Raw genomic sequence first — 24,745 nt, 5'->3', positions numbered from 1 at the left:
TCCCCACACTGGCGCCCCCGCCAGCCGCCGCCGGACCCGATGGAACAGTTCCTGGTCATCGCCACCGTACATTTTCTCGCCCTGCTCTCACCCGGCCCCGACTTCTTCCTTGTTGCGCGCACTGCGATCGCCTCTGGCTGGCGCACCGCCAGTGGCGCCTGCGCAGGCATCGCCCTCGGCAATGGCGTCTTCATCGTGGCCGCTTTCACCGGAACGGCCATGCTGCGCCCAGGCAGCGCAGGGTTCATCGCGGTGCAGTTGGCGGGCTGCGGGTTCCTGCTGTACCTCGGCACGCTGTTCCTGCGCCATGCGGGTTCGACGACGTTGCAGGCACCTGAAGCTGCCGACGGATCGCCAGCGGGTGGTGCCCACGGATGGTGGAGGGCGGCTGGGCTGGGCGCCCTGTCTGCGCTGCTGAACCCGAAGAATGCGCTGTTCTACGCAACGCTGGCGGCAATGCTCAACGGTCCGCAGGCCAGCGCCGCAACGAAGTTCTTCTATGGCGCGTGGATGTTCGGCATCGTCCTGCTATGGGATCTGCTGGTTGCCGCGCTGGTCGGCCACCCGTGGGTGCTCGGTCGATTCGCGCGTGCCCTGCCCTGGCTGGAACGGGCCGCAGGGCTCCTGATGGTTGCGCTGGCGCTATGGATCGCCGTGTCGCTGTGGCTGGGCTGATGCCGGTAATTCGCGCCTGTCGCAATAGCATTCAATACGGCGCATCCACCGCGGCCCACACTTGGCACTTTCTGTAGTTTGGTGGCAGGTTTTCGTGCAGCAGTTCTTCATCGTCGCGGTGCTGTACGGCTTCGCCATGCTCCTGCCTGCGTCGAATCACGCGAAGATCCTGCGCACCGCGATGGGCGCTGGCGGGCACGCCGCCGCGGCCGCATCGTTCGGTATCGCCATCGGCACGGGCATCATCTGCGCCACGGCCTTCGTTGCGGCGGGCATGCTGGGAAACCGCGGCCTGTGGACGCTGGCGATGGAGTGCGCGGGCTGCCTGTTGCTGCTGCGCCTGGCGGGCATGTGCCTGCGCGACGCCGGGCTGACCTCCCTCTCTCCGCTTTCCCTGCAGATGCCCTGGGGCCTGAAGGCCCGCTCCCGTTGGCCGCATGCCGAGGCTGGATGCCTGTCGGCGCTCGCCAGCATCAACAACTGGACGCTGCAGTCCGCGGTTGCAGCCCTGGTCAGCGGCCTCGTTGCCGACATGGATACCAAGGCCGCTTACGTGGCCTGCCTGGCCGGCGTCGCGCTGTCGCTCGGCCTGCTGATGGCGTGGCTTGGCAGCCACCCGCGCCGGGCAGAGGGGTGTTGCCGATTGCTTCCGTGGCTGGAGCATGCCGCGGGTCTGGTGATCGGCGCGGTATCGGTGGCGTACCTGGCAGGAGTACTGGCTACCACCCTGGTCTGGGCAAGCCTCACGGGGCAGGCACAGCTGTCCGAATCGATGATGGCCGCGCCCCGCAGCGCCCCATGCGCGTTGCCGCATTGCCGCGCTCGTCGCAACAGTTCGCCATGATTGAGGACTGTTGACGTAGAGGTAGTGCCGGCCGCTGGCCGGCAACCTCGTGAACACGCCAGGCATCATCGGGTTGCCGGCCAGCGGCCGGCACTACCACAGACAAGAAAGGCGGCCCTGCGGCCGCCTTCCCGTGAATCACTTGCCCTTGACGTGCTTCATCAAGCGCCGCTTGGACTTGATCTGCCGCTCGGTGAGGACGTTCTTCTTGCCCTCGTACGGGTTGGTACCCTCGCGGAAGATGAAGCTCACTGGCGTTCCGATCAGCTTGAAGCGCTTGCGGAAGAAGTTCTCCAGGTAGCGCTTGTACGACTCCTGCAGTTCCTTCAGGCGGGTGCCGTGCACAATGAAGGTCGGCGGGTTGGAACCGGCCGGATGCACGTAGCGCAGCTTGGAGACATGGCCGCGGATGGTCGGCGGCGGGTTGGTCTCGTAGGCCACTTCCAAGGCCTTGTTCACTTCGCTGGTGGTGAAGGTCTTGTTGGCCGATTCGTGCGCGCGGTGCACCGCACGGAACAGCTCGCGCAGGCCCGAGCCGTGCTTGGCCGAAATGCGCACCGATTCGGCCCAAGGCACGAAGCCCAGCTTGAGCGACAGCATGGTTTCAGCCTGTTCGCGCTGGTACTCGGTCAGGCCATCCCACTTGTTGATGGCGATCACCAGCGCGCGGCCGGCGTCGAGCACGGCACCGAGCACGGTGGCGTCCTGGTCGGTCACGCCTTCGGTGGCGTCGAGCATCAGCACGGCCACCTGGCACTGCTCGATCGACTGCATGGTCTTGACCACCGAGAACTTCTCGACGACCTCGTCCACGCGCGAGCGACGGCGCAGGCCGGCGGTATCGATCAGGCGGTATTCGCGACCGTCGCGCTCCAGGTCCACTGCGATCGAGTCGCGGGTGGTGCCCGGCACGTCGGAGGCGATCATGCGCTCCTCGCCGAGGATGCGGTTGACCAGGGTCGACTTGCCCACGTTCGGGCGGCCGACGAAGGCGATGCGGATGCGGTTCGGATCGTTGTCCAGCTCTTCGCCGCTACCTTCTTCCGGCAGGCGCTGGATCACTTCGTCCAGCAGGTCGTCCAGGCCCTGGCGATGCGCGGCCGAGACGGTCAGCATTTCGCCGAAACCGTAGCGGGCGAACTCGGAGCGGACGCTGTCCTCGTCGGTACCGTCGATCTTGTTGATCAGCAGCAGCGTCGGGCGCGACAGCTTGCGCAGCCACGCCAGGATCTCGTCGTCCAGCGCCGAGGTGCCCTCGCGGGCATCGACGACGAACAGGATCAGGTCCGCTTCGGCAGCCGCCGCACGCGCCTGGCGGGGGGTGGCACCGGCCAGGCCTTCGTCCTCACCGGCAATACCGCCGGTATCCACGACGAGGAAATGATTGTCCTCGTCGAGGCGGCAGACGCCGTAGTTGCGATCACGGGTGACGCCGGGCTGGTCATGGACCAGGGCGTCACGGGTGCGGGTCAACGCATTGAAAATGGTCGACTTGCCGACATTCGGCCGTCCAACCAGGGCGACCAAAGGCAGCATCGCGAGTACTCCGTATTAATTTGCCAACCGGAAGGCGGTCAGCTTGCCATCCACGTTCTGCACCAGCAGCACCCCGTCTGCGACGACCGGCTGGGCCAGCAGGGCATCACCACCGCTCTTTGCCCGTGCCGCCATCGCACCATCGGAGGCCTGCAACCAGTGCACGTATCCCTTGTAGTCGCCGACCACGACGTAGTCGCCATGCAGCGCCGGGCCGGTCAGCGAGCGACGGGCCAGTGCCGTCTGCGACCACATGGCTGCGCCGCTGGCCTTGTCCAGGCCGAACACGCCGCCCTTGTTGTCGGTCACGAACACATTGCCCGACGACACCGCCACGCCACCCGCACCGCCGTGGTCGCGCGCCCACAGCGGGCGACCGGTCGGGCCTTCAATGGCCATCGTCTGGTTCTTGAAGCTGCTCACGAACAGGGTGTTGCCATCCAGCACCGGCGCGCCGTCCACATCGGCCATGCGCTCCAGCTCGGTACGGCCTTCACCGTTGCCCACATTCTGTTCCCACAGGGTGCGGCCATCCTGCTGGGCCAGGGCGGCAACCGCGCCCTCGTCCTTGCCGATGAACAGCACGCCCGGGCCGGTCACCACCGGTGCGTTGCCACGCACGGTCAGCGCCGGCAGCTCGCTCGGGTTGAACCACTTCTGGGTGCCGTTGCCGGCATCGAACGCAGTGATACGGCCGTCGTTGCTGCGCACGTAGACCGCGCCCTGGGCGATGGCCGGCGCGGCGATGACTTCACCCGGAACACGGGCGCGCCACTTTTCGCTGCCGTCGTTGATGTCCAGCGCGATGACCTGGCCATCGAGCGTGCCGATCACGACCAGGTTCTCACCGACACCCGGGCCACCGGACAGGCGCAGCTTGGCCTTCTTCTTTTCCTTCTGCGGCTCCCAGGTCCAGACCTTCTTGCCGGTCTGCAGGTCGATGGCGTGCACGCCACCGGTGATCGCCGCAGCGAACACGTGGCCGTTGGCCACGGCCGGGCCCTGGCGCACGCCGATGCGGCGCTCGCCCTTGCCGAGGTTGACCGACCAGGCCTTGTTGACCTTCAGGGTCGGCTCGAACTTGACCAGCTCAGCCGGTTCCTGTGCCTTCTTCGCGGCCGCGTCCTTGCCGGCGAACCAGCCCTTCATGGTGCTGCAGCCGGTCAGGGCCATGCCCATCAGGAGCACGGTGGCGACGCGGGTGATCATGACCTTCTGACTCATCAAACCGACTCCGCAGGGGCGGCGACGGTGCCGCCGGCGTCCATAACCTTGGTTTCCAGCAGGCGCCGCTGCGGCGCTGCCACGTCCAGCGTCTTCAGCGCCTTCTCGTACTGTGCACGGGCCTCATCGCGCTTGCCCTGCGCCATCAGCGCATCGCCATGGATTTCCAGGCTGCTGCTGTCGGTGGCGCTGCCCAGCAGCTTGATCGCTTCGTCGCTCTTGCCGGTGGCCACCAGCAGGCGGGCCACGCGCTGGTCGACCACGCGCTGCAGGTCACCTTCAACCTTCACGCCGCGCAGGGTAGCCAGGGCTTCTTCGTTCTTGCCGGCGTCGACCTGGGCCTTGGCCAGCTGCAGCGCCGCCAGGTCGCCGTAGATGCTGGACGGGCCGGCTTCGAGCGCCTTGACCGCCTTGGCGGCGTCGTCGAGCTTGTTCTGCTGCAGGCCAACGAGCGCCTTCTGGTACTCGACATTGGCCGAGGCCAGCTTGCCGCCCTGATCCTTCTGGTACCACTGCCAGCCGGCAATGGCACCGATGGCGATGACCACGCCACCGAGGATGCTGGCGCCATTCTTCCGCAGCCAGCTGCGGACGCGTTCACTTTGTTCGTGCTCGTCGAGCAGATCGTCGATCGCCATGCGTACTCTCGCCCCGCCCATCGGGAGGGACCATTGGAATTAATCGAAGGTGGTGAAACCGCGCCTCAGTGCGAAACCGGGACTACGGAGCCTTCAGAGGATACCTGAAAGCGTGCCACGTTGGCTCGCTGGTAGGGGGTCAGATCGACGATAGCGCCGTTCTGCTGAACCTGGACCGCCGAGGCGTTGCCCAGGGTCACCCGGGTCACCTGGCCCGGCGTGAAGCTGCGGCTCTCGCCGGATTTGATCAGCGCCTTCTCGACAGTGCTGCCGTCCGGGCCGCCGATATCGACCCAGCTGTCGCCACTGAACTGCATGTCCAGCGTATTGGCGGCAGCGGCCGGTGCCGGGGCTGGACGCGGCACCGGGGCCAGCGAGGCCACGTACGGAGTGGCGGCCGGCTTGCTGGCCGGAGCGCTCGCCACGTCCGCCACCGCGGCCGGCTCGACGCCGGCGGCAGAGGGGGCCACCGGCACGGCGGCCGGAATCGCGTCCAGCGAGGCGGTGTTCGGCGACGGCGTCGCACTGCCATCGAAATGACCACGGGTGGCGAACCACACCGGCACTGCCAGCACCGCGGTGATGCCGACGTACAGCACACGACGGCCGAGATTCTCGGCAATGCGGCGCGCACGCGGGGTATGGGTATGGCTGACCAGGGTAGGCGGCACCACCGGGCCGACCTGGGCCTGCTCCAGCAGCTCTCCCACGTCCACGTCCAGAAGCCGCGCGTAGCTGCGCAGCTGGCCGCGCACGAACACCGGCGCGCCAAGCTTCTGCCATTGTTCTTCTTCCAGCGACCTGACCACCTGGACCGGCATGCGCAGGCGCGAGCCGACATCTTCGAGGGTCAGTCCGGCCGCCTCGCGGGCCTGGCGCAGGCGGGTGCCGCAGCCGGCCGCAGTCTCGAGAGCGCTCACAGTCTGGTCATCAATCACAATGCATCAACCCTGGAGTTAGGAGCCCGCTTCCTGCGGAAATTCCTGTCGAATCCGCTGAAGATAGCGATCAGATGCCGCCCGATCACCCAGCCGCGCTTCGATTTGAGACGCAAGTTGTAACACGGAACGCGTTGCGGGTGCAGCCGCAATCCTACGTTCGGCGAAGGCCCGCGCCTCCATGAAGCGGCCCTGGCGGAAGCTGAGCTGGGCCATCGCCTCGAGCGCGACCGGGTTTCCCGGCAGCACCGACAGCGCCGCGCGCAGGTCGCCTTCGGCACGTTCAAGTTGGCCAGCGTCCAGTGCACAGCTGCCCGCATTGGCCTGGGATTCGGCCGGTGTGGCGTAGCCCGGCGCCTGCAGCGCTCGATCGAACCACGCCAGCGACTCGGCCGGCCGCCCCTGCTGGCACAGCCACGCCCCGTAATTGTTGAGGATGTCACCGCGCTGCGGCGCCTGTTCGGCCGCCCTGCGGAAGCTCTCGCCCGCTTGCTGGCTCCGGCCACGGCGCTCATCGATGCCGGCCAGCAGCACCAGCGCATCCGGCGAGTCGGGCGCCAGCTTCAGCGCCTCGCGCGCCTTGCGTTCGGCCGCATCCAGGTTGCCGACCTGCATGTCACGGGCAGCCAGCGCCAACAGATCCTGCAGGCGCACCTGGCGCCGCACGCTGTCCGGATCGCGCACCGAATAGACCGGTGCTTCGCTGGGGCCCAGCTTGGCCTTGGGTTGGGATTTGCAGCCGCCGACCGCAACGGCCAGCACGCCTGCGAGAAGCGCGAGCCAGAGGCGGTCAGGCCGCGGCATCGCTCCCCTTCCCCGCCTGCAGCGTCTTGTTGAACTCCGCCTGGCGGCGGGTGCGGTCCATCACCTGGCCCTTGAGCTGGCCACAGGCGGCGTCAATGTCGTCGCCACGGGTGCGGCGGACCATCGTCAGCACGTTGCTGTCGAGCAGGATCTTCTGGAAGGCGCGGATGTTGGCCTCCTCGGAACGCTCGTAGCGGGTGCCCGGGAACGGATTGAACGGGATCAGGTTGACCTTGCCCGAATCCTTGGCCTGCACCGCGTTGTCGAACTGGCGCATCAGGCGGGCCAGCTCGCGGGCGTGCTCGGGCTTGTCGTTGATGCCCTTCATCAGGGTGTATTCAAAGGTGACCGATTCGCGGCGCTTGTTGGCGCGCAGGTAGCGTGCGCACGAGGCCATCAGCTCGGCGATCGGGTACTTCTTGTTGAGCGGCACCAGCGTCTCGCGCAGTGCGTCGTTCGGCGCATGCAGCGACACCGCCAGCGACACGTCGCTTTCGGCAGACAGGCGGTCGATCTGCGGCACCAGGCCGGAGGTCGACAGGGTCACGCGCTTGTTGGCCAGGCCGTAGCCCAGGTCGTCGCGCATCACGCTCATGGCGCGCACGACGTTGTCGAAATTCATCAGCGGCTCGCCCATGCCCATCATCACCACGTTGGTGAGGCGGCGCATCTGGTGCGGCACGTTGCCCAGGTGGCGTGCGGCAACCCACACCTGGCCGATGATCTCGGCGGTGGTCAGGTTACGGTTGAAGCCCTGGGTGGCGGTGGAGCAGAACGTGCAGTTCAGGCCGCAACCGACCTGCGAGGACACGCACAACGTGCCGCGGGTCTTGTCCGGGATGTACACGGTCTCGATGGCGTTCTTGCCATCCACGCCCATCGCCAGCAACCACTTGTGGGTGCCGTCGGCGGACGGCTTGTCGAACACGATGTTCGGAACCAGCACCTCGGCATGGGCCTGCAGCTTGGCGCGCAGGACCTTGCCGAGGTCGGTCATTTCATCGAAATCGGTGACGTAGCGATGGTGGATCCACTTCATCACCTGATGGGCACGGAACTTCTTCTCGCCGAGAACCTCGACGAAAAACTTCTCCAGGCCCGCGCGATCGAGGTCGAGCAGGTTCTGCTTGCCAGCCGTAGGTGCCGACTTCGGCAGCGGCTGGATGGCGGGGGACTGTACGACCTCGTTCACGGCATTACTCTCAGCGCGAGACGACTTCGGTGGCGGCGAAGAAGTAGGCGATCTCAATCGCGGCATTCTCGACCGAGTCCGAGCCGTGTGCGGCGTTGGCATCGATGGATTCGGCGAAGTCGGCGCGGATGGTGCCCGGCGCGGCTTCCTTCGGGTTGGTGGCGCCCAGCAGGTCGCGGTGGGCCAGGACGGCGTTCTCGCCTTCCAGGGCCTGGATCATCACCGGGCCGGAGATCATGAACTCGACCAGCGCGTTGAAGAACGGACGCTCGCGGTGCACGGCATAGAAGCCTTCGGCTTCACGGCGCGACAGCTGCTTGTACTTGGCGGCCACGACCTTCAGGCCGGCCTTCTCGAAGCGGGCGTAGATTTCGCCGATGACGTTCTTGGCAACGGCGTCCGGCTTGATGATCGAAAGGGTGCGCTCCAGCGCCATGGGATGTCTCCAATGGAATCGGGCCGCTGATGGCCCGAAGGGTAACATGAAAAAAACCCGCGTCGGGACGCGGGCTTAGCCTGATAAACGTAGGCGAATTGTAAAAGATAAAGCGGCAGCATGGTAGTGCCGGCCGCTGGCCGGCAGGCAGGCGCCCCTGGGCTGCCCGAGGTTGCCGGCCAGCGGCCGCCACTACCATTCGCGCCCATTCACCCACCTGAGTGAAATCTGACCGGAGCGGCCGATTTTGCTGCACTGCAAAATGCCATGCGCTACCGTCTGGTCCTAGTATCAAACAATCGTTTGATTAAGGTCTGCCCGCCGATGGCCAAGCCCGCCCACTTCTCGACCAAGGACCGGATCCTCGGCGCGGCCGAGGAGCTGTTCGCCCAGCACGGCTTCGCCGGCACCTCGCTGCGCCAGGTGACCAGCCAGGCCGACGTCAACATCGCCGCAGTCAACTACCACTTCGGTTCCAAGGAAAACTTGGTCAATGAGGTCTTCCGCCGCCGCATGGACGAGATGACCGGCGCGCGCCTGGCGCAGCTGGAGCGGGCCCGCAGCGAACACCCCGGCGAACTGCGCCCGGTGCTGGCCGCCTTCGTCGAACCGGCGCTGGCGCTGGCCCAGGACCGCCAGAACGGCGGCGCCTTCGTGCGCGTGATCGCCCGCGCCTACGCCGAGAAGAACGACAACCTGCGCAAGTTCCTGTCCGACCACTACGGCCACGTGCTGCGTGCGTTCGGCAAGGCCATCGGCGAGTGCGTGCCCGGCCTGAGCAAGGAAGAGCTGTACTGGCGCCTGGACTTCCTGGCCGGCTCGCTCACCTATGCCATGGCCGACTTCGGGCTGATCAAGCGTCCCGCCGGTGTCACCGAAGCGGCGCATCGTGCCCATGCCGCCCACGAACTGATCCATTTCGCCGAAGCCGGCTTCCGCGCCGCTGCACGTGCCAGCGCCCTGCCCGCTTCCCTTTGATTCCACCCAGTAACTGCTGACCAACAAAGGCCCTACACCATGTCCAATTCCCTGCTAGTCCGCCGCGCCGCCGTGCTGGGTGCCGGCGTCATGGGTGCCCAGATCGCCGCCCACCTCACCAACGCCGGCGTCGACACCGTGCTGTTCGACCTGCCTGCGAAGGAAGGTCCGGCCGATGGCATCGTGCTGAAGGCGATCGCCAACCTGGGCAAGCTGAGCCCGGCGCCGCTGGCCAGCAAGTCGCTGGCCGAAGCCATCACCCCGGCCAATTACGACTCCGGCCTGGAGCAGCTGAAGGACTGCGACCTGATCATCGAGGCCATCGCCGAGCGCATGGACTGGAAGCAGGACCTGTACAAGAAGATTGCGCCGTTCGTGGCCGACCACGCGGTGCTGGCCTCCAACACCTCGGGCCTGGGCATCAACAAGCTGGCCGACGTGCTGCCCGAACAGCTGCGCCACCGCTTCTGCGGCGTGCACTTCTTCAACCCGCCGCGCTACATGCACCTGGCCGAGCTGATCCCGGCCACCACCACCGACGCCGCCGTGCTTGAAGGCCTGGAAGAGTTCCTGGTCACCACCCTGGGCAAGGGCGTGGTGTACGCCAAGGACACCCCGAACTTCATCGGCAACCGCATCGGCGTGTTCTCGATCCTGTCCACCATCCACCACACCCAGCAGTTCGGCCTGGGTTTCGATGAAGTGGACGGCCTGACCGGCCCGCTGGTCGGCCGCCCGAAGTCGGCCACCTACCGCACCTCGGACGTGGTCGGCCTGGACACCATGGCCCACGTCATCAAGACCATGGGCGACACCCTGCCGAACGACCCGTGGCATGAATTCTTCAAGTCGCCGAAGTGGCTGGACGCGCTGATTTCCAAGGGCGCGTTGGGCCAGAAGACCGGCGCCGGCATCTTCCGCAAGGTCGGCAAGGACATCGTGGTGCTGGACCTGGAGAAGCAGGACTACCGCCCGGCCGATCGCGCTGCCGCGCCGGAAGTGGTCGAGATCCTGAAGATCAAGAACCCGGCCGAGAAGTTCGCCAAGCTGCGCGAAAGCCAGCACCCGCAGGCGCAGTTCCTGTGGGCGACCTTCCGCGACCTGTTCCACTACAGCGCCTACCACCTGGCCGACATCGCCGAGACCGCGCGCGACGTCGATCTGGCCATCCGCTGGGGTTACGGCTGGTCGCTGGGCCCGTTCGAGACCTGGCAGGCTGCCGGCTGGAAGCAGGTGGCACAGTGGATCGCCGATGACATCGTGGCCGGCAAGAGCATGAGCAGCGCCCCGCTGCCGGATTGGGTGTTCGATGGCCGCGACGGTGTGCACGCCGCCGAAGGCAGCTACAGCCCGTCGCGCAACGCCAAGCTGCCGCGTTCGTCGCTGCCGGTGTACCAGCGCCAGCGCTTCCCGGATCCGCTGCTGGGCGAGCAGTTCGCGCCGGGCGAAACCGTGTTCGAGAACGACGGCCTGCGCATGTGGCACGACGGTGACGGCATCGCCGTGGTCAGCTTCAAGACCAAGATGAACACCGTGTCCGACCAGGTGCTGGATGGCCTGCAGGAATGCGTGAGCCGCGCCGAGAAGGACTTCCAGGGCCTGGTGATCTGGCAGCAGAAGGAACCCTTCTCCGCCGGTGCCGACCTGGCCGGTGCGCTCGGCCTGCTGCAGGCCGGCAAGGTCGACCAGTTCGAAGAAATGGTCGCCAACTTCCAGCGCACCAGCCAGCGCATCAAGTACTCGCTGGTGCCGGTGGTGGCCGCCGTGCGTGGCCTGGCCCTTGGCGGCGGCTGCGAGTTCCAGATGCACAGCGCCAAGACCGTGGCCTTCCTGGAAAGCTACATCGGCCTGGTCGAGGCCGGTGTCGGCCTGCTGCCGGCCGGTGGCGGCCTGAAGGAACTGGCCGTGCGTGCCTCGCAGGCCGCGGGCCCGGGCGGCGACGTGTTCGCCGAACTGAAGAAGACCTTCGAGACCGTGGCGATGGCCAAGGTGTCCAACTCGGCGGTCAACGCCAAGGAGCTGGGCCTGCTGCGCAGCACCGACAAGGTGGTGTTCAACAGCTACGAGGCGCTGCACATCGCCAAGGCCGAAGCACGCGCCCTGGCCGAAGCCGGCTACCGCCCGCCGCTGCCGGCACGCCGCATCCAGGTCGCCGGTGACGTGGGCATCGCCACCTTCAAGATGATGCTGGTCAACATGCTGGAAGGCCGCTTCATCAGCCCGTACGACTACGAGATCGCCGAGCGCATCGCCACCGTGCTGTGCGGCGGCAAGGTCGACCGCGGCACCCTGGTCGACGAAGAGTGGCTGCTGACCCTGGAGCGCAAGCACTTCGTCGAACTGGCCCAGCAGGAAAAGACCCAGGCTCGCATCGCGCACATGCTGAAGACCGGCAAGCCGCTGCGTAACTGATCGCCCATCCCTGCTTCCGGTGGGTGCCGACCGTTGGTCGGCACTCCGGCTAAAAAATTCAAGAGATCACTGCAATGACCAAGCAAATCCAGGACGCCTACATCGTCGCCGCCACCCGCACCCCGGTGGGCAAGGCGCCCAAGGGCATGTTCCGCAACACCCGCCCCGACGACATGCTTGCGCACGTGCTGCGCAGCGTCGTCGCCCAGGCCCCGGGCGTGGACGTCAACCGCATCGATGACGCGATCATCGGCTGCGCCATGCCCGAAGCCGAGCAGGGCATGAACGTGGCGCGCATCGGCGTGCTGCTGGCTGGCCTGCCAAACACCATCGCCGCGCAGACCGTGAACCGCTTCTGCTCCTCCGGCCTGCAGGCCGTGGCGCAGGCCGCCGACGCGATCCGCCTGGGCAACGCCGACCTGATGCTGGCCGGTGGCACCGAGTCGATGTCGATGGTGCCGATGATGGGCAACAAGATCGCCATGGCGCCGAGCGTGTTCGACAACGACCACGTGGCCATCGCCTACGGCATGGGCATCACTGCCGAGAAGGTCGCCGAAGAGTGGAAGGTCTCGCGTGAAGACCAGGACGCCTTCGCCCTCGCCTCGCACCAGAAGGCCATGGCCGCGATCCAGAACGGCGAGTTCAAGGACGAGATCAGCCCGTACGAGATCGTCTCGCACCTGCCGGACCTGGCCGACGGCCAGCGCATCATCACCCGCAACAAGATCGCCGACACCGACGAAGGCCCGCGCCCGGATTCCTCGGCTGAAGGCCTGGCCAAGCTGCGCCCGGTGTTCCGTAACGGCCAGTTCGGCGGCACCGTCACTGCTGGCAACTCGTCGCAGATGAGCGATGGCGCCGGTGCCGTGCTGCTGGCCTCGGAACAGGCGATCAAGGACTACGGCCTGACCCCGCTGGCGCGTTTCGTCAGCTTCTCGGTGGCCGGCGTGCGCCCGGAAGTGATGGGCATCGGCCCGATCGCCGCGATCCCGAAGGCACTGAAGCAGGCCGGCCTGACCCAGGACCAGCTGGACTGGATCGAGCTCAACGAAGCCTTCGCCGCGCAGTCGCTGGCGGTGATCCGCGATTGCGGCCTGGACCCGAGCAAGGTCAACCCGCTGGGCGGCGCGATTGCCCTGGGCCACCCGCTGGGCGCGACCGGCGCGATCCGTACCGCGACCCTGCTGCACGGCCTGCGTCGTCGCCAGCAGAAGTACGGCATGGTGACCATGTGCATCGGCACCGGCATGGGCGCGGCGGGAATTTTCGAGGCGCTGTAAGGTTCAGAGCGTTGCCGGCTGATTGCTGGTTGGCTGTGGGGCCCGGGTGGGTGAGACTGCCCGGGACACGCTGTGAACCCCGCTCCGCGGTCCGGCCCAGCCGCTGGCGGCTGTGCATCCGGGCGCTTGCGAAGCAGTGCTTCGCAAGCAAAGCGCCCTCACCCATGGGGGCTTGGCAGCGGCATCCATGCCGCTGACAGTCCCGGTCAGCCTCATCCACCCGCGCCATCCATCATTCCGCGCGGCGGAAGGGTGAGCAAAGGCAGGATCAAGAGCTGAGGTCAGAGCCCTTTGCTACGCAAAGGGATCCGACCCCAACAAGCAAAAAAGGCAGCCTATGGCTGCCTTTTTTGCTTGTGCTTGTGCTTCTGCCTTTGATTCCGCCCGTCCGCGCCCGCAGGAAACCTGACAGGCGGGGCGGGTGGGCCTTTGCAGGACCGTTCGCCGCATGGATGCGGCGATCGAGCCCCCATGGACGGGTTTACGGCGTGTCCTGCAAAGGCCCACCCGCCCCGCCCATCACGTATCAATCAAGGCGCTGCACGGAGCGCTTGATAAAACCCTTATTCCGCCAACATCGCCGTCAGCTTCTCCCGCGCCGGCCCTGCCAGCTTCGGGTTGTCCAGCGCAAAGCGGATCGTCGCCTCCACCAGCCCCAGGTGCGTGCCACAGTCGAAGCGGGTGCCCTCGAAACGATAGGCATCGACTTCTTCGGTCTTCAGCAGCTGCGCGATCGCATCGGTCAGCTGGATCTCGCCACCGGCACCGCTGCCGGTCTGCTCCAGCAGCTCGAAGATCTTCGGGCTCAGCACATAGCGGCCGACCACAGCCAGGTCGCTGGGCGCGTCCTCCGGCTTCGGCTTCTCCACGATCTGCGAAATGCGGCCCTTGCGGCCATCGAACGCCTCGGTGGCAACGATGCCGTAGCTGGCGGTCTTGTCATGCGGCACGTCTTCAACAGCGATGACGCTGGCGCCACTGGCCTCGTTGAGGTCGGCCATCTGCTTCAGTGCGCCGTCGCCGCGGTTCCAGATCAGGTCATCCGGCAGCAGCACCGCGAACGGTTCGTCGCCGATCACGGCCTTGGCGCACAGCACCGCGTGGCCCAGGCCCAGTGCTTCGGCCTGGGTCACGAAAATCGCGCGCACGCCATTGGGCAGCACATGACGGATCATCTCCAGCTGCTCCTGCTTGCCGGCGCGCTCGAGCTTCTGCTCCAGCTCGTAAGCCTTGTCGAAGTAGTCGGCCACGGCATGCTTGTAGCGGTTGGTGATGAACACCAGCGTGTCGCAACCAGCTTCGATTGCCTCATCGACCGCGTACTGGATCAGCGGACGATCAATGATCGGCAACATTTCCTTCGGAACCGTCTTGGTTGCCGGCAAGAAGCGCGTCCCGAGCCCTGCCACTGGAAAAACTGCCTTTCGAATTCGCTTGCTCATTGGTGCCTGTTGGCCTCACGTGCCGGAAAGGGCACGACTTTAGCGGATGAAATGTAAGCATCCTGTTCGATTGGCGAGAACTCCGGCATTGTCGCGAACAGGATCTCCTGGATGCTGGTGGTGTCGTAACCAGCCACGGCATCGCGCAGGCGCGGAACATTGCCCAGCACCAGGTCACGTGAGAACGCGCGCACACCGGCCTCGAGAATCTTCGGGTGCGCGGTGGAACGATAGTCCTCGTCCGAATAGAACAGCGTCTCGTGCAGCTTCTCGCCCGGACGCAGCCCGGTGTAGATGATCGGAATGTCCTTGTACGGCTGCTTGCCGGCCAGGCGGATCATCTGCTCGGCCAGTACGCGGATCGGCACCGGCTCGCCCATGTCGAGGGTATAGATCGCACCGTGCGACGCCGAAGCGGCGGCCTGCAGGATCAGCTGGCAGGCCTCCGGGATGGTCATGAAGTAGCGGCTGACTTCCGGGTCGGTGACGGTCACCGGCCCACCCCGCAGGATCTGTTCGCGGAACAGTGGCACCACGCTGCCGGCCGAGGCCAGCACGTTGCCGAAGCGCACCGTGACGAAACGGGTATGCGTGGACTTCTGGTCCAGGCTCTGGCAGATCATTTCCGCATAGCGCTTGCTGGCGCCCAGCGCATTGACCGGGTCGACGGCCTTGTCGGTGGAAATGAACACGAAGTGCTCGACGCGCGCTTCCAGGCAGGCGCGGGCCACGTTCTCTGTGGCCAGGATGTTGTTGCGCACCGCCTCGCGCAGCTGCCGCTCCAGCACCGGTACATGCTTGTAGGCGGCGGCATGGAAGGCAGTGTCGACGGGATGCAGCGACAGCGCATGGCGGATCACCGCCGGGTCGCCGCAATCGCCCAGCACTGCTTCAACCTCGACGTCCGGGAAGCTGCGTCGCAGCTCACCCTCGATGGTCAGCAACAGCAGCTCGCTGATCTCGAGCAGGATGATGCGACCGGCACCGTGACGCGCGCACTGGCGGCACAGCTCGGAGCCGATCGAGCCGCCAGCGCCGGTGACCATCACCGTACGCCCGCCCAACCAGCCACGGATCAGGTTCCAGTCCGGCATGATCGGCTTGCGGCCGAGCAGATCCTCGATCGCCACTTCCTTCAACTGCCCCGGCAGCGACTGGCCCTGCAGGATGTCGCTGAGCTTGGGCACGGTGCGGAACGGCACGCCGGTGCTTTCGCAGATGGCCACGATCCGCTGCATGCCTGCGGCGTCCAGCGAGGGGATGGCGATCACCAGCAGCTTGGCCGCCGTCTCACGGACCACGGTCGGCGCATCGTCCAGGGTGCCGAGGATCGGCAGGCCCTGCAGCTTGGCACCGCGCAGGTGCGGCGCATCGTCCAGCAGGCCGACCGGCTCGAAATTGCCTGAACGGCGCAGGTCACGGACCAGGGTCTCGGCGGCCTGGCCGGCACCCAGGATCAGCACGCGACGCGCGGATGAGTCCGACTGCAGCGCCTGGTAGTCCTTCCAGGCCCGGTACAGCAGGCGCGGCGCGCCCAGCAGCGCCGACAGCGCGAACGGATAGATCACCAGCACCGACATCGGCACGCCATCGAAGCGCTTCCACATCAGCACCAGCACGATGGCCACCATGCCGATGAAGCTGGCCTTGAAGATGTTCAGCAGGTCGCTGACGCTGGCGAACCGCCACAGCCCCCGATAGAGGCCCACGCGCCAGAACACCAGGCCCTGCAGCAGCAGCACCAGCGTGGTGTCGACGTTCCAGAGAGGGAGCTCGGGGGCGTTGGCCAGGATCGAGTACCGCCCTGCATGCAGCAGCTGCCAGCATGCCCAGACCATGAACAGGTCGTGGCAGACGATGGCCGAACGCGGCATCAGGCCGAGGATTCTGTCCCGCCAGGGTGAAGCCATAAGTCAGGTATTTCCTTTTCGGTGGCGCAATCCATTGCGCAGGAGGAGCCAGAGGACGCTCAGCGCAATGAACCACGCGATCGCCACGGCAGCCTCCCACCTCGGCTGCAAGTTGGAGCAGACATTAAGCACTGTAATACTGAACAGGCCCAAAGCAAAGTACATCCCTGTTACCCGGGCGTGACTGGCTCCTGCCTGCACCGCGCGCTGGTAGACATGCTGGGTGTGGGGTTCCATCCAGCGTTGTCCTGAAATGATGCGCGCCAGCAGTGTGAAGCCCGCGTCCACAATGAACGGCGATGCCGACACAAGCAGCAGTATCCAGTTGATGTCGGTCTTGACACTGGCCAGTGCCAGCACCGCCGCAACCGCGTAACCCAGCGCGCCACTTCCGACATCGCCCATGAAGATCCGGGCCCGTGGGAAGTTGAACGGCAGGAAGCCCAGGCATGCCAAGCCCAACGCGATGGCCGCCAGCGAGTACGGCCAGGGCAGCAACGGCGCCAGCCCCAGGGCCACCACAACGGCCTGGCTGGCCGCCATGCCGTTGATCCCATCCATGAAATTCCAGATGTTGATCAGAGAGGCAGTGAACAGCAGGACCAACACGGCCAGCAGCCAGCTGCCACCATGCACCCTGACCAGCGCGGCCAGCAGCGCGGCGGCGATGAAATGCACCATCAGGCGGCGCATGGCCGGAAGCGGCCGATGGTCATCCCACCAGCCGATACCCGCCACCAGCGCCAGGCCAAGGGCGGCCACGAGCAGGCTCGGAAGCGCTGCGGGCCAGGCCCACATGGCAACACCGGCGGTCACCAGCAGGCTGATGACGATGGCGATGCCGCCACCTCGAGGGGTCGCTACGCTGTGACTGCGGCGCTCGCCCGGCTGGTCAAACAGTTGCCGGCGCAGCGCATAGCCCCGCGCCGCCCAGGTCAGTGCCGCACTCAGCAGGGCCAGGCCCAGCAGCGCGCCCATCACGAGCCACGGCATGGATCAGAGCACCGCGTAATTCAACAGCGGCTTGACCGTACCCCACTCCTTGCAGCTCGGGCACTGCCAGTGATGGGTGCGCGCCCCGAAACCGCAGCGGGTGCAGCGATAGGCCGGGTTGCGTACCAGCAACTGGTCGGTGATGTGCTTGAGGTCGTGCAGGGTCGCCGTGGAATCAGCGCCTTCAGCAAGGGTCAGGTCGATCAGCGCGGACTCGCCACGCACCGACGGGCGGTCCTTGAGCTGGCGGCCCAGGTAGGCACGGGCCGGGGCGACGCCCTCCTGCTCTTCCATCAGGCGGGTCAGCGCCAGCACCGGGGCAATGCCACGGTAATGCTCGGTCATCTCCGACAGGAAAGCGCGCGCGCCTGCCAGATCACCCACCTTGCGGTAGTTCTGCATCAGCGCCGGCAGCAGCTCCGGCAGGTACTCCGGATCATTGCGCGCAGCACGCTCGAACGCGCGTACGGCCGCTTCCGGATTGCCCGCGTCGGTTTCCAGGCGCCCTTCGATGATGCCGGCACGCACCGACATCGCATCGGCCTGGTATGCCCGGGCGATCGCCGCCCTCGCCTCTTCCAGCTTGCCGGCACCGCGGAAGCGTTCGGCCAGTTCGCACTCGAACTGCCCGATCAGCTTGCCCATCGGCTCGCCGGTGACGTCCTCGAAACGGGTCGCGTTGTCGATCGCCTTTTCCCAGTCACGCTCGGCCTGGTAGATGCCGATCAGGTGCTTGAGTGCCTGCGGGGCACGCTGGTCCAGCTGCGCCAGTTCGGTGAACACGGTCTCGGCACGGTCCAGCAGGCCGGACTTCATGTAGTCCTCGCCCAGCGCCAGCAGCGCCTGCACGCGTTGCGCGTCGCTGAGGTCGTGCCGGTTGACCAGGCCCTGGTGCAGGCGGATGGCGCGATCGACTTCGCCGCGGCGGCGGAACAGGTGGCCCAGCGCGACCTGGGTCTCGAAGGTTTCCTTGTCCAGCTCGGCGATGTGCAGGAACAGCTCGATGGCCTTGTCCGGCTGCTCGTTGAGCAGGTAGTTCAGGCCACGGAAGTAGGTGCTGGACAGGCGGCTGACCTGGTTGTCACCGTGGCGTTGACCACCACGCCGTCCGATCACCCACCCGGCCAGTGCAGCCAGCGGAACGAACAGGAAGAACCAGAACCACTCGGTGACGAAATCCATCTTCGATCAGCGTCCATCAAAAGATTGAGGGGAGGCAACCGGTGCCGGCGTGGCGGCAGCGGACTTGTTGGCGCGGCGCAGCTGGCTGTAGAGCGGAATGACCACGCTCACCAGCACCAGGCCAGCGCCAACGATGACGCCGATCAGCAACGCGGCAATGATGGCCACGCCGACCGAGGTCTTGAGCTGGGTGAACAGCAGGTTGATGGTCATCTCGTCCATGTTCATGGCACCGATGATCAACCCAACAATGAGTACCGCCAGCAGGACCAGCAGACGAAAAACCTTCATGCGACAGCTCCAGTGGCAGGAGTCCGTAGCTTATCCGACTCGCGGCTGGATTCGCACGCGGTGGCGCGACGGGAGGCTCAGGCCGGATCGGCGTCCAGCGGCAGCACACTGCTGACCCGCTCGCGCAGTTCCTTGCCCGGCTTGAAATGTGGGACGTGCTTGCCCGGCAGGGCAACCGACTCGCCGGTCTTCGGGTTGCGACCCAGGCGCGGCGGCCGATAGTGCAGCGAGAAGCTGCCAAAACCACGAATTTCGATGCGATCCCCGGCGGACAGCGATCCGCCCATCATTTCCAGCAACGACTTCACCGCCAGATCGACATCATCGGCCTTCAGGTGCGCCTGGCGGCGCGCAAGGATTTCGATCAGTTCGGATTTGGTCATTACCGGCTCACATCAGGGGTATCTCAGCCTGAAACGGCCCGGGCAATGCCCGGGCCGTCCAGGAAACAACGAACAGCCTAAGGCCGATTACTCGGACTTGTTGCCGTTCAGCTGTGCACGCAGCAGTGCGCCCAGCTGGGTGGTGCCGCTGGAAGCCGAAGAGGACTGGTATTCCTCCAGCACTTCGCGCATTTCCGCGTCGTCCTTGGCCTTGATCGACAGCTGCAGGGTACGGCCCTTGCGGTCCATGCCCACGAACTTGGCTTCGACCTTGTCGCCGACCTTCAGGTGCTGGGTGGCGTCGTCAACGCGCTCGTTGGCGATGTCGCGGGCCGAGACGTAACCTTCGATGCCGTCAGCCAGCTCGATGGTCGCGCCCTTGGCGTCAACTTCCTTCACCACGCCTTCGACCTTGGAGCCCTTCGGATTGGCAGCCATGTACTGGCCGAACGGATCCTGCTCCAGCTGCTTCACGCCCAGGGAGATGCGCTCGCGCTCCGGATCGACAGCCAGGACGACGGCGTCCAGGGTATCGCCCTTCTTGAAGTTGCGAACGACGTCTTCGCCGGTGGTGTTCCAGCTGATGTCGGACAGGTGGACCAGGCCGTCGATGCCGCCGTCCAGGCCGATGAAGATGCCGAAGTCGGTGATCGACTTGATCTGGCCCGACACCTTGTCACCCTTCTTGTGGGTGGCAGCGAAGGTTTCCCACGGGTTGGCGGCAACCTGCTTCATGCCCAGCGAGATGCGGCGACGCTCTTCATCGACGTCCAGCACCATCACTTCGACTTCATCACCAACCTGCACAACCTTGGACGGGTTGACGTTCTTGTTGGTCCAATCCATCTCCGAGACGTGCACCAGGCCTTCGACGCCCGGCTCGATCTCAACGAACGCACCGTAATCGGTGACGTTGGAGACCTTGCCGAAGACGCGGCTGTTGGCCGGGTAACGACGGCCGATGTTGTCCCACGGATCCTCGCCCAGCTGCTTCAGGCCCAGCGAAACGCGGTTGCGCTCGCGGTCGAACTTCAGCACGCGGACGTCCAGCTCGTCGCCGACGTTCACGACTTCCGACGGGTGACGCACGCGCTTCCACGCCATGTCGGTGATGTGCAGCAGGCCGTCGATACCGCCCAGGTCCACGAACGCGCCGTAATCGGTCAGGTTCTTGACGACACCCTTCAGGATCGCGCCTTCCTGCAGCTTGTCCATCAGCTGCTCGCGCTCTTCCGAGTGCTCGCTTTCGACGACAGCGCGGCGCGAGACCACGACGTTGTTACGCTTGCGGTCCAGCTTGATGAGCTTGAACTCGAGTTCCTTGCCTTCCAGGTAGGCCGGATCGCGCACCGGGCGCACATCGACCAGGGAACCCGGCAGGAAGGCGCGGACATCCTTGATGTCCACGGTGAAACCACCCTTGACCTTGCCGCTGATGCGGCCGGTGATGGTTTCGTTCTTTTCCAACGCTTCTTCCAGCTCGTCCCACACCATCGCGCGCTTGGCCTTCTCGCGCGACAGGACGGTTTCGCCGAAGCCGTTCTCGATCGAGTCGAGGGCGACCTTGACGATGTCGCCTTCGGCGACGTCGATTTCGCCAGCGTCGTTACGGAACTGTTCGATCGGCACGATGCCTTCGGACTTCAGGCCAGCGTTGATCACCACGACGTCGCCGCGGACTTCAACAACGGTACCGCTGACGATGGCGCCCGGCTTCAGCTTGGCCAGGTTGGCCTGGCTGGCTTCAAACAGTTCGGCAAATGATTCGGTCATTAGATTTACTCTGTTGGACACATGGGTCGGTGGCGTCCCCTTCAGGGGAATGGCGACCGCCCGCCTGTTGGTCGACCCCGGAAACGCAGGTCGTGTGTAGTAGGAAAACCGCCACGCATCAGTGCGCGACGGAGCGGGTACAGCACTGCTTTGCGCGACCACTGCCGATGCGGCTGGCAGTGCTCCCGCGCGAACGGATCAGGCAGCCGGAACCGGAAGCAGATCCATCACTCGGGCAACGACATCATCGATGCCGATGCCTGTGGTGTCGATGAGGACAGCATCGTCTGCCGGCTTCAGGGGCGCCACGGTACGCTGGGCATCACGGGCGTCGCGGGCCATGATCTCGCGCAGGAGGTCATCAAAGTTAACAGAAACCCCCTTGTCTTTCAACTGCTTATGCCGGCGCTCGGCGCGCTCCTCGGCGCTGGCGGTCAGGAAGACCTTGTGGGGGGCATCCGGGAAGATCACCGTGCCCATGTCGCGGCCGTCGGCGACCAGGCCCGGCAGCTCCCTGAATGCGCGCTGCCGCTCCTTCAGGGCGGCCCGGACCTCGGGGATGGCGGCGATGGCAGAGGCCAGGGCGCCGGTGGTCTCCAGGCGCAGCTCGTCGGTGGCATCGGTGCCGTTGACCATGACCCGCATGGCATCGCCCTGCTCGACAAACTGAACATGGGTATCGAAGGTGCAGCGCACCAGCGCCGAGGCGTCGGAGGTGTCGATGTCGGCCCAGCTTGCGGCCACGCCCACCGCCCGGTACAGCGCACCCGAATCCAGGTAATGCCAGCCCATGCGGCGCGCGATGATGCGGCTGATGGTACCCTTGCCGGCCCCGGATGGGCCGTCGATGGTCAGGACGGGAGCGAGTGGATTCATGGGGGTCCCAGAGCGTGTGAAGAGGCCATTCTAGCCCCTGCCAGACGCCCCCAGCGGGATCTTTTGTGCAACCACTTGAAACCACGAGGAAAAGCCCGGTAGAATGGCGGGCTTGAACGAGCGTCAACTGCCGATTGTCTTTCGCATATCGCGGCCACGCTCCACCCGAACAACTACTGTTTACGCCGAGGTATGCCATGAAAGTCCTGTCCTCCCTGAAGTCGGCGAAGGCCCGTCACCGCGACTGCAAGGTCGTCCGTCGTCGCGGCAAGATCTTCGTCATCTGCAAGTCGAACCCGCGTTTCAAGGCGCGTCAGCGCTAAGCCTCACAGCCTTCCGGCTGCGGCTGGCCCTACGCGGGGCCGACCCGATGCAAGAAACCGCCTTCGGGCGGTTTTTTGTTTATGCGGCTTTTTCCTGCCGTTTTTGCTGTAATCGCCTTTCTTGACCACTGGGGAGTAGATCGAGATGAAGCGTTACCTGTCCGCCCTGGCCGTGATGGCCACCTTGGCCGCCGCCACACCGGCACTGGCCGATACCCTGCTTGTCGACCGCGCCCGCGAGAAGCCGGCCGGTGCCCTGCCCGTGCGCGGCCAGAGCATGCAGCAGGTGCAGGCGCAGTTCGGCGCGCCCAGCGAGCAACTGCAGCCGCGTGGCGGGCAGAAGCGGCAATGGCCGACCATCAACCGCTGGGTGTACCCGCAGTTCACCGTCTACTTCGAGAAGCAGAAGGTGATCGACGTGGTGGCCAACCAGGCGGACCCGAACGAAATCGGCCCGAAACCGCCGATCCGTTGATCCCATTACCCGCCGCGGGCGGGCCTGTGTAGCGAGACCATGAACCAGACCCTTCGTTTTCCTGCCGAATGGGAAGCCCAGAGCGGCGTCCTGATTGCCTGGCCCACCGCCGATACCGACTGGGCCGACCGCCTGGGCCAGGTGGAAGAGACCTACATTGCCCTGGTCGCGGCCATCACCCGCTTCCAGCCGGTGCTGATCTGCGTGGCCGACGACGATGTGGAGACCTACGCCGAGATGCGGCTGCGCTCCAACCGCATCGATATGGACAAGGTCCACTTCACCACGGCGGCCTACGACGATACCTGGCTGCGCGACTCCGGCCCGATCACCCTGCGCCGTGCCGACGGCGGCTTCCAGCTGCTGGATTTCCGCTTCACCGGCTGGGGCGGCAAGTTCGACGCCACCCTGGATGACCAGCTGGTGGGCGTGCTCGACCAGGCCGGCGTATTCAACGATGCGCCGGTCCGCAGCATTCCGTTCGCGCTGGAAGGCGGCGGCATCGAGACCGATGGCGAAGGCACCCTGTTGACCACCTGGAAGTGCCTGCACGAGCGCCACCCGGACCGCGACCGTGCAAGCCTGAGCGCCGACCTGGCCAACTGGCTGCAGCAGGACCGCGTGCTGTGGCTGGACCACGGCTACCTGGAAGGCGACGACACCGACGCCCACATCGACACCCTGGCCCGTTTCGCCTCGCCTGACAGCATCGTCTACCAGGCCTGCGACGACGCGAGCGACTCGCACTACGCCGAACTGCAGGCGATGGGCAACGAACTGGCCGCGCTGCGTACCAGGGATGGGAAGCCGTACCGCCTGTTCCCGCTGCCGTGGGCCCGGCCGGTGATCGACGAAGGCCGTCGCCTGGCTGCCTCGTACGCCAACTACCTGATCGTCAATGGCGCGGTGCTGATGCCGGCCTATGGCGACCCGGCCGATGACCTGGCCCGCGACGTGCTGGCACAGGCGCACCCGGGCCGAGAGATCGTGCAGGTGCCCTGCCGCTCGCTGATCTGGCAGAACGGCAGCCTGCACTGCATCACCATGCAGCTGCCGGAAGGGCTGTTGAAGGTCTGACGGTAGTGCCGGCCGCTGGCCGGCAACCCTGCACTGCCTGATGGATCCACGGGATTGCCGGCCAGCGGCCGGCACTACCGATCGCACCCATTCAGCGCGCAACACGCTGCGGCCGCCCATCCGCGCTAACATGCAGGTTTTCTCCCGCAGGAACGCCCCGCATGAACTCGCGCAGCCCCCTTACCGTCGCCCTGATCCAGGAGCGCAACCACGGTGACGCCGCCGCCAACCTGGCGGTGATCGAAGCACGCGTGGCCGAGGCGGCTGCGCAGGGTGCCAAGCTGGTGCTGCTGCAGGAACTGCACAACGGTCCGTACTTCTGCCAGCACGAGTCGGTGGACGAGTTCGACCTGGCCGAGCCGATTCCCGGACCGAGCACCGAGCGTCTGGGCGCGCTGGCGAAGCAGCATGGCGTGGTGCTGGTCGGCTCGCTGTTCGAGCGCCGCGCCGCCGGCCTGTACCACAACACTGCGGTGGTGTTCGAAAAGGACGGCACCTTGCTCGGCAAGTACCGCAAGATGCACATCCCGGACGACCCGGGCTTCTACGAGAAGTTCTACTTCACCCCGGGCGACATCGGCTTCAAGCCCATCGATACCTCGGTGGCTCGCCTTGGCGTGCTGGTGTGCTGGGACCAGTGGTACCCGGAAGCGGCGCGCCTGATGGCGCTGGCCGGTGCCGAGCTGCTGCTGTACCCGACCGCGATCGGCTGGGACCCGGACGACGTGCAGGACGAGAAGACCCGCCAGCGTGACGCCTGGGTGCTGAGCCACCGCGGCCATGCCGTGGCCAACGGCCTGCCGGTGCTGAGCTGCAACCGCGTCGGCCACGAAGCCTCGCCGCTGGGTGCCTCGGGCATCCAGTTCTGGGGCAACAGCCACGTGCTCGGCCCGCAGGGCGAGTTCCTGGCCGAGGCCGGCACGGACGCCACCGTGCTGCTGTGCGATGTCGACCTGCAGCGCAGCGAGCACGTGCGCCGCATCTGGCCGTTCCTGCGCGACCGTCGCATCGACGCGTACGGTGACCTGCTCAAGCGCTACATCGACTGAGCCGGAGCCGC

Annotated in this window: 24 protein-coding genes; 9 read left to right on the top strand and 15 right to left on the bottom strand. The window is 66.0% G+C overall.

The features are described 5' to 3' along the window. The first annotated feature begins 39 nt into the window (after nucleotides 1-39). A complete protein-coding gene (locus BN1263_RS15860) occupies nucleotides 40-675 on the top strand; it encodes a LysE family translocator (protein ID WP_058982459.1) in 636 nt (211 codons plus the stop codon). Between the two features lie 94 nt (nucleotides 676-769). Continuing rightward, nucleotides 770-1,519 (top strand): hypothetical protein, encoded by a 750-nt coding sequence (locus tag BN1263_RS15855; protein ID WP_058982457.1) that lies wholly within the window; start codon nucleotides 770-772, stop codon nucleotides 1,517-1,519. Between the two features lie 138 nt (nucleotides 1,520-1,657). Here the strand turns inward: BN1263_RS15855 and der are convergent, their stop codons facing one another. The 7 genes from der to ndk all read right to left on the bottom strand — a co-directional run bounded on the left by der (nucleotide 1,658) and on the right by ndk (nucleotide 8,287). Next, nucleotides 1,658-3,055, bottom strand: coding sequence for a ribosome biogenesis GTPase Der (gene der, locus BN1263_RS15850; protein WP_058982456.1), 1,398 nt, complete (start codon nucleotides 3,053-3,055; stop codon nucleotides 1,658-1,660). A gap of 15 nt (nucleotides 3,056-3,070) precedes the next feature. Then, nucleotides 3,071-4,279 carry an outer membrane protein assembly factor BamB gene (gene bamB / locus BN1263_RS15845; protein WP_019661311.1) on the bottom strand — a complete coding sequence of 403 codons (1,209 nt, stop codon included), beginning with the start codon at nucleotides 4,277-4,279 and terminating at the stop codon, nucleotides 3,071-3,073. Continuing rightward, complete coding sequence (locus BN1263_RS15840; RefSeq protein ID WP_019661310.1) at nucleotides 4,279-4,917, bottom strand: YfgM family protein; 639 nt, start codon at nucleotides 4,915-4,917, stop codon at nucleotides 4,279-4,281. The genes bamB and BN1263_RS15840 overlap by 1 nt, the downstream gene beginning before the upstream one ends. A gap of 65 nt (nucleotides 4,918-4,982) precedes the next feature. Beyond that, nucleotides 4,983-5,855 carry a RodZ domain-containing protein gene (locus tag BN1263_RS15835; RefSeq protein WP_058982453.1) on the bottom strand — a complete coding sequence of 291 codons (873 nt, stop codon included), beginning with the start codon at nucleotides 5,853-5,855 and terminating at the stop codon, nucleotides 4,983-4,985. Between the two features lie 18 nt (nucleotides 5,856-5,873). Next, a complete protein-coding gene (gene pilW, locus BN1263_RS15830) occupies nucleotides 5,874-6,659 on the bottom strand; it encodes a type IV pilus biogenesis/stability protein PilW (RefSeq protein ID WP_058982451.1) in 786 nt (261 codons plus the stop codon). Beyond that, complete coding sequence (gene rlmN / locus BN1263_RS15825; protein WP_019661307.1) at nucleotides 6,646-7,851, bottom strand: dual-specificity RNA methyltransferase RlmN; 1,206 nt, start codon at nucleotides 7,849-7,851, stop codon at nucleotides 6,646-6,648. The genes pilW and rlmN overlap by 14 nt, the downstream gene beginning before the upstream one ends. Before the next feature lie 10 nt (nucleotides 7,852-7,861). Next, nucleotides 7,862-8,287 (bottom strand): nucleoside-diphosphate kinase, encoded by a 426-nt coding sequence (gene ndk / locus BN1263_RS15820; protein WP_005409295.1) that lies wholly within the window; start codon nucleotides 8,285-8,287, stop codon nucleotides 7,862-7,864. Nucleotides 8,288-8,611: 324 nt separating this feature from the next. Here ndk and BN1263_RS15815 point away from each other — a divergent pair, with 324 nt between their 5' ends. The 3 genes from BN1263_RS15815 to BN1263_RS15805 all read left to right on the top strand — a co-directional run bounded on the left by BN1263_RS15815 (nucleotide 8,612) and on the right by BN1263_RS15805 (nucleotide 12,960). Further along, nucleotides 8,612-9,265 (top strand): TetR/AcrR family transcriptional regulator, encoded by a 654-nt coding sequence (locus BN1263_RS15815; protein ID WP_049453251.1) that lies wholly within the window; start codon nucleotides 8,612-8,614, stop codon nucleotides 9,263-9,265. A 39-nt stretch (nucleotides 9,266-9,304) separates the two neighbouring features. After that, nucleotides 9,305-11,677 (top strand): 3-hydroxyacyl-CoA dehydrogenase/enoyl-CoA hydratase family protein, encoded by a 2,373-nt coding sequence (locus BN1263_RS15810; protein ID WP_058982449.1) that lies wholly within the window; start codon nucleotides 9,305-9,307, stop codon nucleotides 11,675-11,677. A 74-nt stretch (nucleotides 11,678-11,751) separates the two neighbouring features. Continuing rightward, a complete protein-coding gene (locus tag BN1263_RS15805; RefSeq protein WP_005409292.1) occupies nucleotides 11,752-12,960 on the top strand; it encodes an acetyl-CoA C-acyltransferase in 1,209 nt (402 codons plus the stop codon). A 563-nt stretch (nucleotides 12,961-13,523) separates the two neighbouring features. Here the strand turns inward: BN1263_RS15805 and galU are convergent. From galU to cmk, 8 genes are all read right to left on the bottom strand, one after another. Then, nucleotides 13,524-14,402: a UTP--glucose-1-phosphate uridylyltransferase GalU gene (galU, locus tag BN1263_RS15800; protein WP_019661303.1), complete on the bottom strand. Its 879-nt coding sequence runs from the start codon at nucleotides 14,400-14,402 to the stop codon at nucleotides 13,524-13,526. Next, entirely contained in the window at nucleotides 14,399-16,312 is a 1,914-nt protein-coding gene (locus tag BN1263_RS15795) for a polysaccharide biosynthesis protein (protein WP_019661302.1), read from the bottom strand. Before BN1263_RS15795 ends, galU begins: the two co-directional genes overlap by 4 nt. A 3-nt stretch (nucleotides 16,313-16,315) precedes the next feature. Next, on the bottom strand, nucleotides 16,316-17,305 hold the full coding sequence (locus tag BN1263_RS15790; RefSeq protein WP_058982447.1) for an MraY family glycosyltransferase: 990 nt from the start codon (nucleotides 17,303-17,305) through the stop codon (nucleotides 16,316-16,318). A 3-nt stretch (nucleotides 17,306-17,308) separates the two neighbouring features. After that, the gene (lapB, locus tag BN1263_RS15785; RefSeq protein ID WP_019661300.1) at nucleotides 17,309-18,487 is read right to left on the bottom strand and encodes a lipopolysaccharide assembly protein LapB; all 1,179 of its coding nucleotides are present in this window, start codon (nucleotides 18,485-18,487) and stop codon (nucleotides 17,309-17,311) included. Nucleotides 18,488-18,493: 6 nt separating this feature from the next. Further along, entirely contained in the window at nucleotides 18,494-18,778 is a 285-nt protein-coding gene (locus BN1263_RS15780; protein WP_019661299.1) for a LapA family protein, read from the bottom strand. A 77-nt stretch (nucleotides 18,779-18,855) separates the two neighbouring features. Continuing rightward, a complete protein-coding gene (locus tag BN1263_RS15775; protein WP_005409286.1) occupies nucleotides 18,856-19,161 on the bottom strand; it encodes an integration host factor subunit beta in 306 nt (101 codons plus the stop codon). Between the two features lie 87 nt (nucleotides 19,162-19,248). After that, on the bottom strand, nucleotides 19,249-20,934 hold the full coding sequence (rpsA, locus tag BN1263_RS15770; protein ID WP_058982445.1) for a 30S ribosomal protein S1: 1,686 nt from the start codon (nucleotides 20,932-20,934) through the stop codon (nucleotides 19,249-19,251). A gap of 198 nt (nucleotides 20,935-21,132) precedes the next feature. Continuing rightward, complete coding sequence (gene cmk / locus BN1263_RS15765; RefSeq protein ID WP_019661298.1) at nucleotides 21,133-21,810, bottom strand: (d)CMP kinase; 678 nt, start codon at nucleotides 21,808-21,810, stop codon at nucleotides 21,133-21,135. Nucleotides 21,811-22,007: 197 nt separating this feature from the next. Between cmk and ykgO the strand changes: the two genes are divergently transcribed. From ykgO to BN1263_RS15745, 4 genes are all read left to right on the top strand, one after another. Next, complete coding sequence (gene ykgO, locus BN1263_RS15760) at nucleotides 22,008-22,133, top strand: type B 50S ribosomal protein L36 (RefSeq protein WP_005409283.1); 126 nt, start codon at nucleotides 22,008-22,010, stop codon at nucleotides 22,131-22,133. A gap of 175 nt (nucleotides 22,134-22,308) precedes the next feature. Further along, nucleotides 22,309-22,608, top strand: coding sequence for a hypothetical protein (locus BN1263_RS15755; RefSeq protein WP_227837998.1), 300 nt, complete (start codon nucleotides 22,309-22,311; stop codon nucleotides 22,606-22,608). Nucleotides 22,609-22,647: 39 nt separating this feature from the next. Continuing rightward, complete coding sequence (locus BN1263_RS15750) at nucleotides 22,648-23,685, top strand: agmatine deiminase family protein (protein WP_058982443.1); 1,038 nt, start codon at nucleotides 22,648-22,650, stop codon at nucleotides 23,683-23,685. 161 nt (nucleotides 23,686-23,846) lie between these two features. After that, entirely contained in the window at nucleotides 23,847-24,734 is an 888-nt protein-coding gene (locus BN1263_RS15745; protein WP_058982442.1) for a carbon-nitrogen hydrolase, read from the top strand. Nucleotides 24,735-24,745 lie beyond the last annotated feature (11 nt).

It is taken from the genome of Stenotrophomonas thermophila, from assembly GCF_001499715.1.
GTDB classification, from domain to species: Bacteria; Pseudomonadota; Gammaproteobacteria; order Xanthomonadales; family Xanthomonadaceae; genus Stenotrophomonas; species Stenotrophomonas hibiscicola.
Note: the sequence above shows the minus strand (reverse complement) of the source record. Positions and strands in the feature narration are given on the sequence as shown.

Coding starts and splice junctions, on each gene's coding strand:
- BN1263_RS15860 (WP_058982459.1), top strand. CDS start 40: ATGGAACAGTTCCTGGTCATCGCCACCGTACATTTTCTCGCCCTGCTC.
- der (WP_058982456.1), bottom strand. CDS start 3,055: ATGCTGCCTTTGGTCGCCCTGGTTGGACGGCCGAATGTCGGCAAGTCG.
- bamB (WP_019661311.1), bottom strand. CDS start 4,279: ATGAGTCAGAAGGTCATGATCACCCGCGTCGCCACCGTGCTCCTGATG.
- BN1263_RS15840 (WP_019661310.1), bottom strand. CDS start 4,917: ATGGCGATCGACGATCTGCTCGACGAGCACGAACAAAGTGAACGCGTC.
- pilW (WP_058982451.1), bottom strand. CDS start 6,659: ATGCCGCGGCCTGACCGCCTCTGGCTCGCGCTTCTCGCAGGCGTGCTG.
- ndk (WP_005409295.1), bottom strand. CDS start 8,287: ATGGCGCTGGAGCGCACCCTTTCGATCATCAAGCCGGACGCCGTTGCC.
- BN1263_RS15815 (WP_049453251.1), top strand. CDS start 8,612: ATGGCCAAGCCCGCCCACTTCTCGACCAAGGACCGGATCCTCGGCGCG.
- BN1263_RS15810 (WP_058982449.1), top strand. CDS start 9,305: ATGTCCAATTCCCTGCTAGTCCGCCGCGCCGCCGTGCTGGGTGCCGGC.
- BN1263_RS15805 (WP_005409292.1), top strand. CDS start 11,752: ATGACCAAGCAAATCCAGGACGCCTACATCGTCGCCGCCACCCGCACC.
- galU (WP_019661303.1), bottom strand. CDS start 14,402: ATGAGCAAGCGAATTCGAAAGGCAGTTTTTCCAGTGGCAGGGCTCGGG.
- BN1263_RS15795 (WP_019661302.1), bottom strand. CDS start 16,312: ATGGCTTCACCCTGGCGGGACAGAATCCTCGGCCTGATGCCGCGTTCG.
- BN1263_RS15790 (WP_058982447.1), bottom strand. CDS start 17,305: ATGCCGTGGCTCGTGATGGGCGCGCTGCTGGGCCTGGCCCTGCTGAGT.
- lapB (WP_019661300.1), bottom strand. CDS start 18,487: ATGGATTTCGTCACCGAGTGGTTCTGGTTCTTCCTGTTCGTTCCGCTG.
- BN1263_RS15780 (WP_019661299.1), bottom strand. CDS start 18,778: ATGAAGGTTTTTCGTCTGCTGGTCCTGCTGGCGGTACTCATTGTTGGG.
- BN1263_RS15775 (WP_005409286.1), bottom strand. CDS start 19,161: ATGACCAAATCCGAACTGATCGAAATCCTTGCGCGCCGCCAGGCGCAC.
- rpsA (WP_058982445.1), bottom strand. CDS start 20,934: ATGACCGAATCATTTGCCGAACTGTTTGAAGCCAGCCAGGCCAACCTG.
- cmk (WP_019661298.1), bottom strand. CDS start 21,810: ATGAATCCACTCGCTCCCGTCCTGACCATCGACGGCCCATCCGGGGCC.
- ykgO (WP_005409283.1), top strand. CDS start 22,008: ATGAAAGTCCTGTCCTCCCTGAAGTCGGCGAAGGCCCGTCACCGCGAC.
- BN1263_RS15755 (WP_227837998.1), top strand. CDS start 22,309: ATGGCCACCTTGGCCGCCGCCACACCGGCACTGGCCGATACCCTGCTT.
- BN1263_RS15750 (WP_058982443.1), top strand. CDS start 22,648: ATGAACCAGACCCTTCGTTTTCCTGCCGAATGGGAAGCCCAGAGCGGC.
- BN1263_RS15745 (WP_058982442.1), top strand. CDS start 23,847: ATGAACTCGCGCAGCCCCCTTACCGTCGCCCTGATCCAGGAGCGCAAC.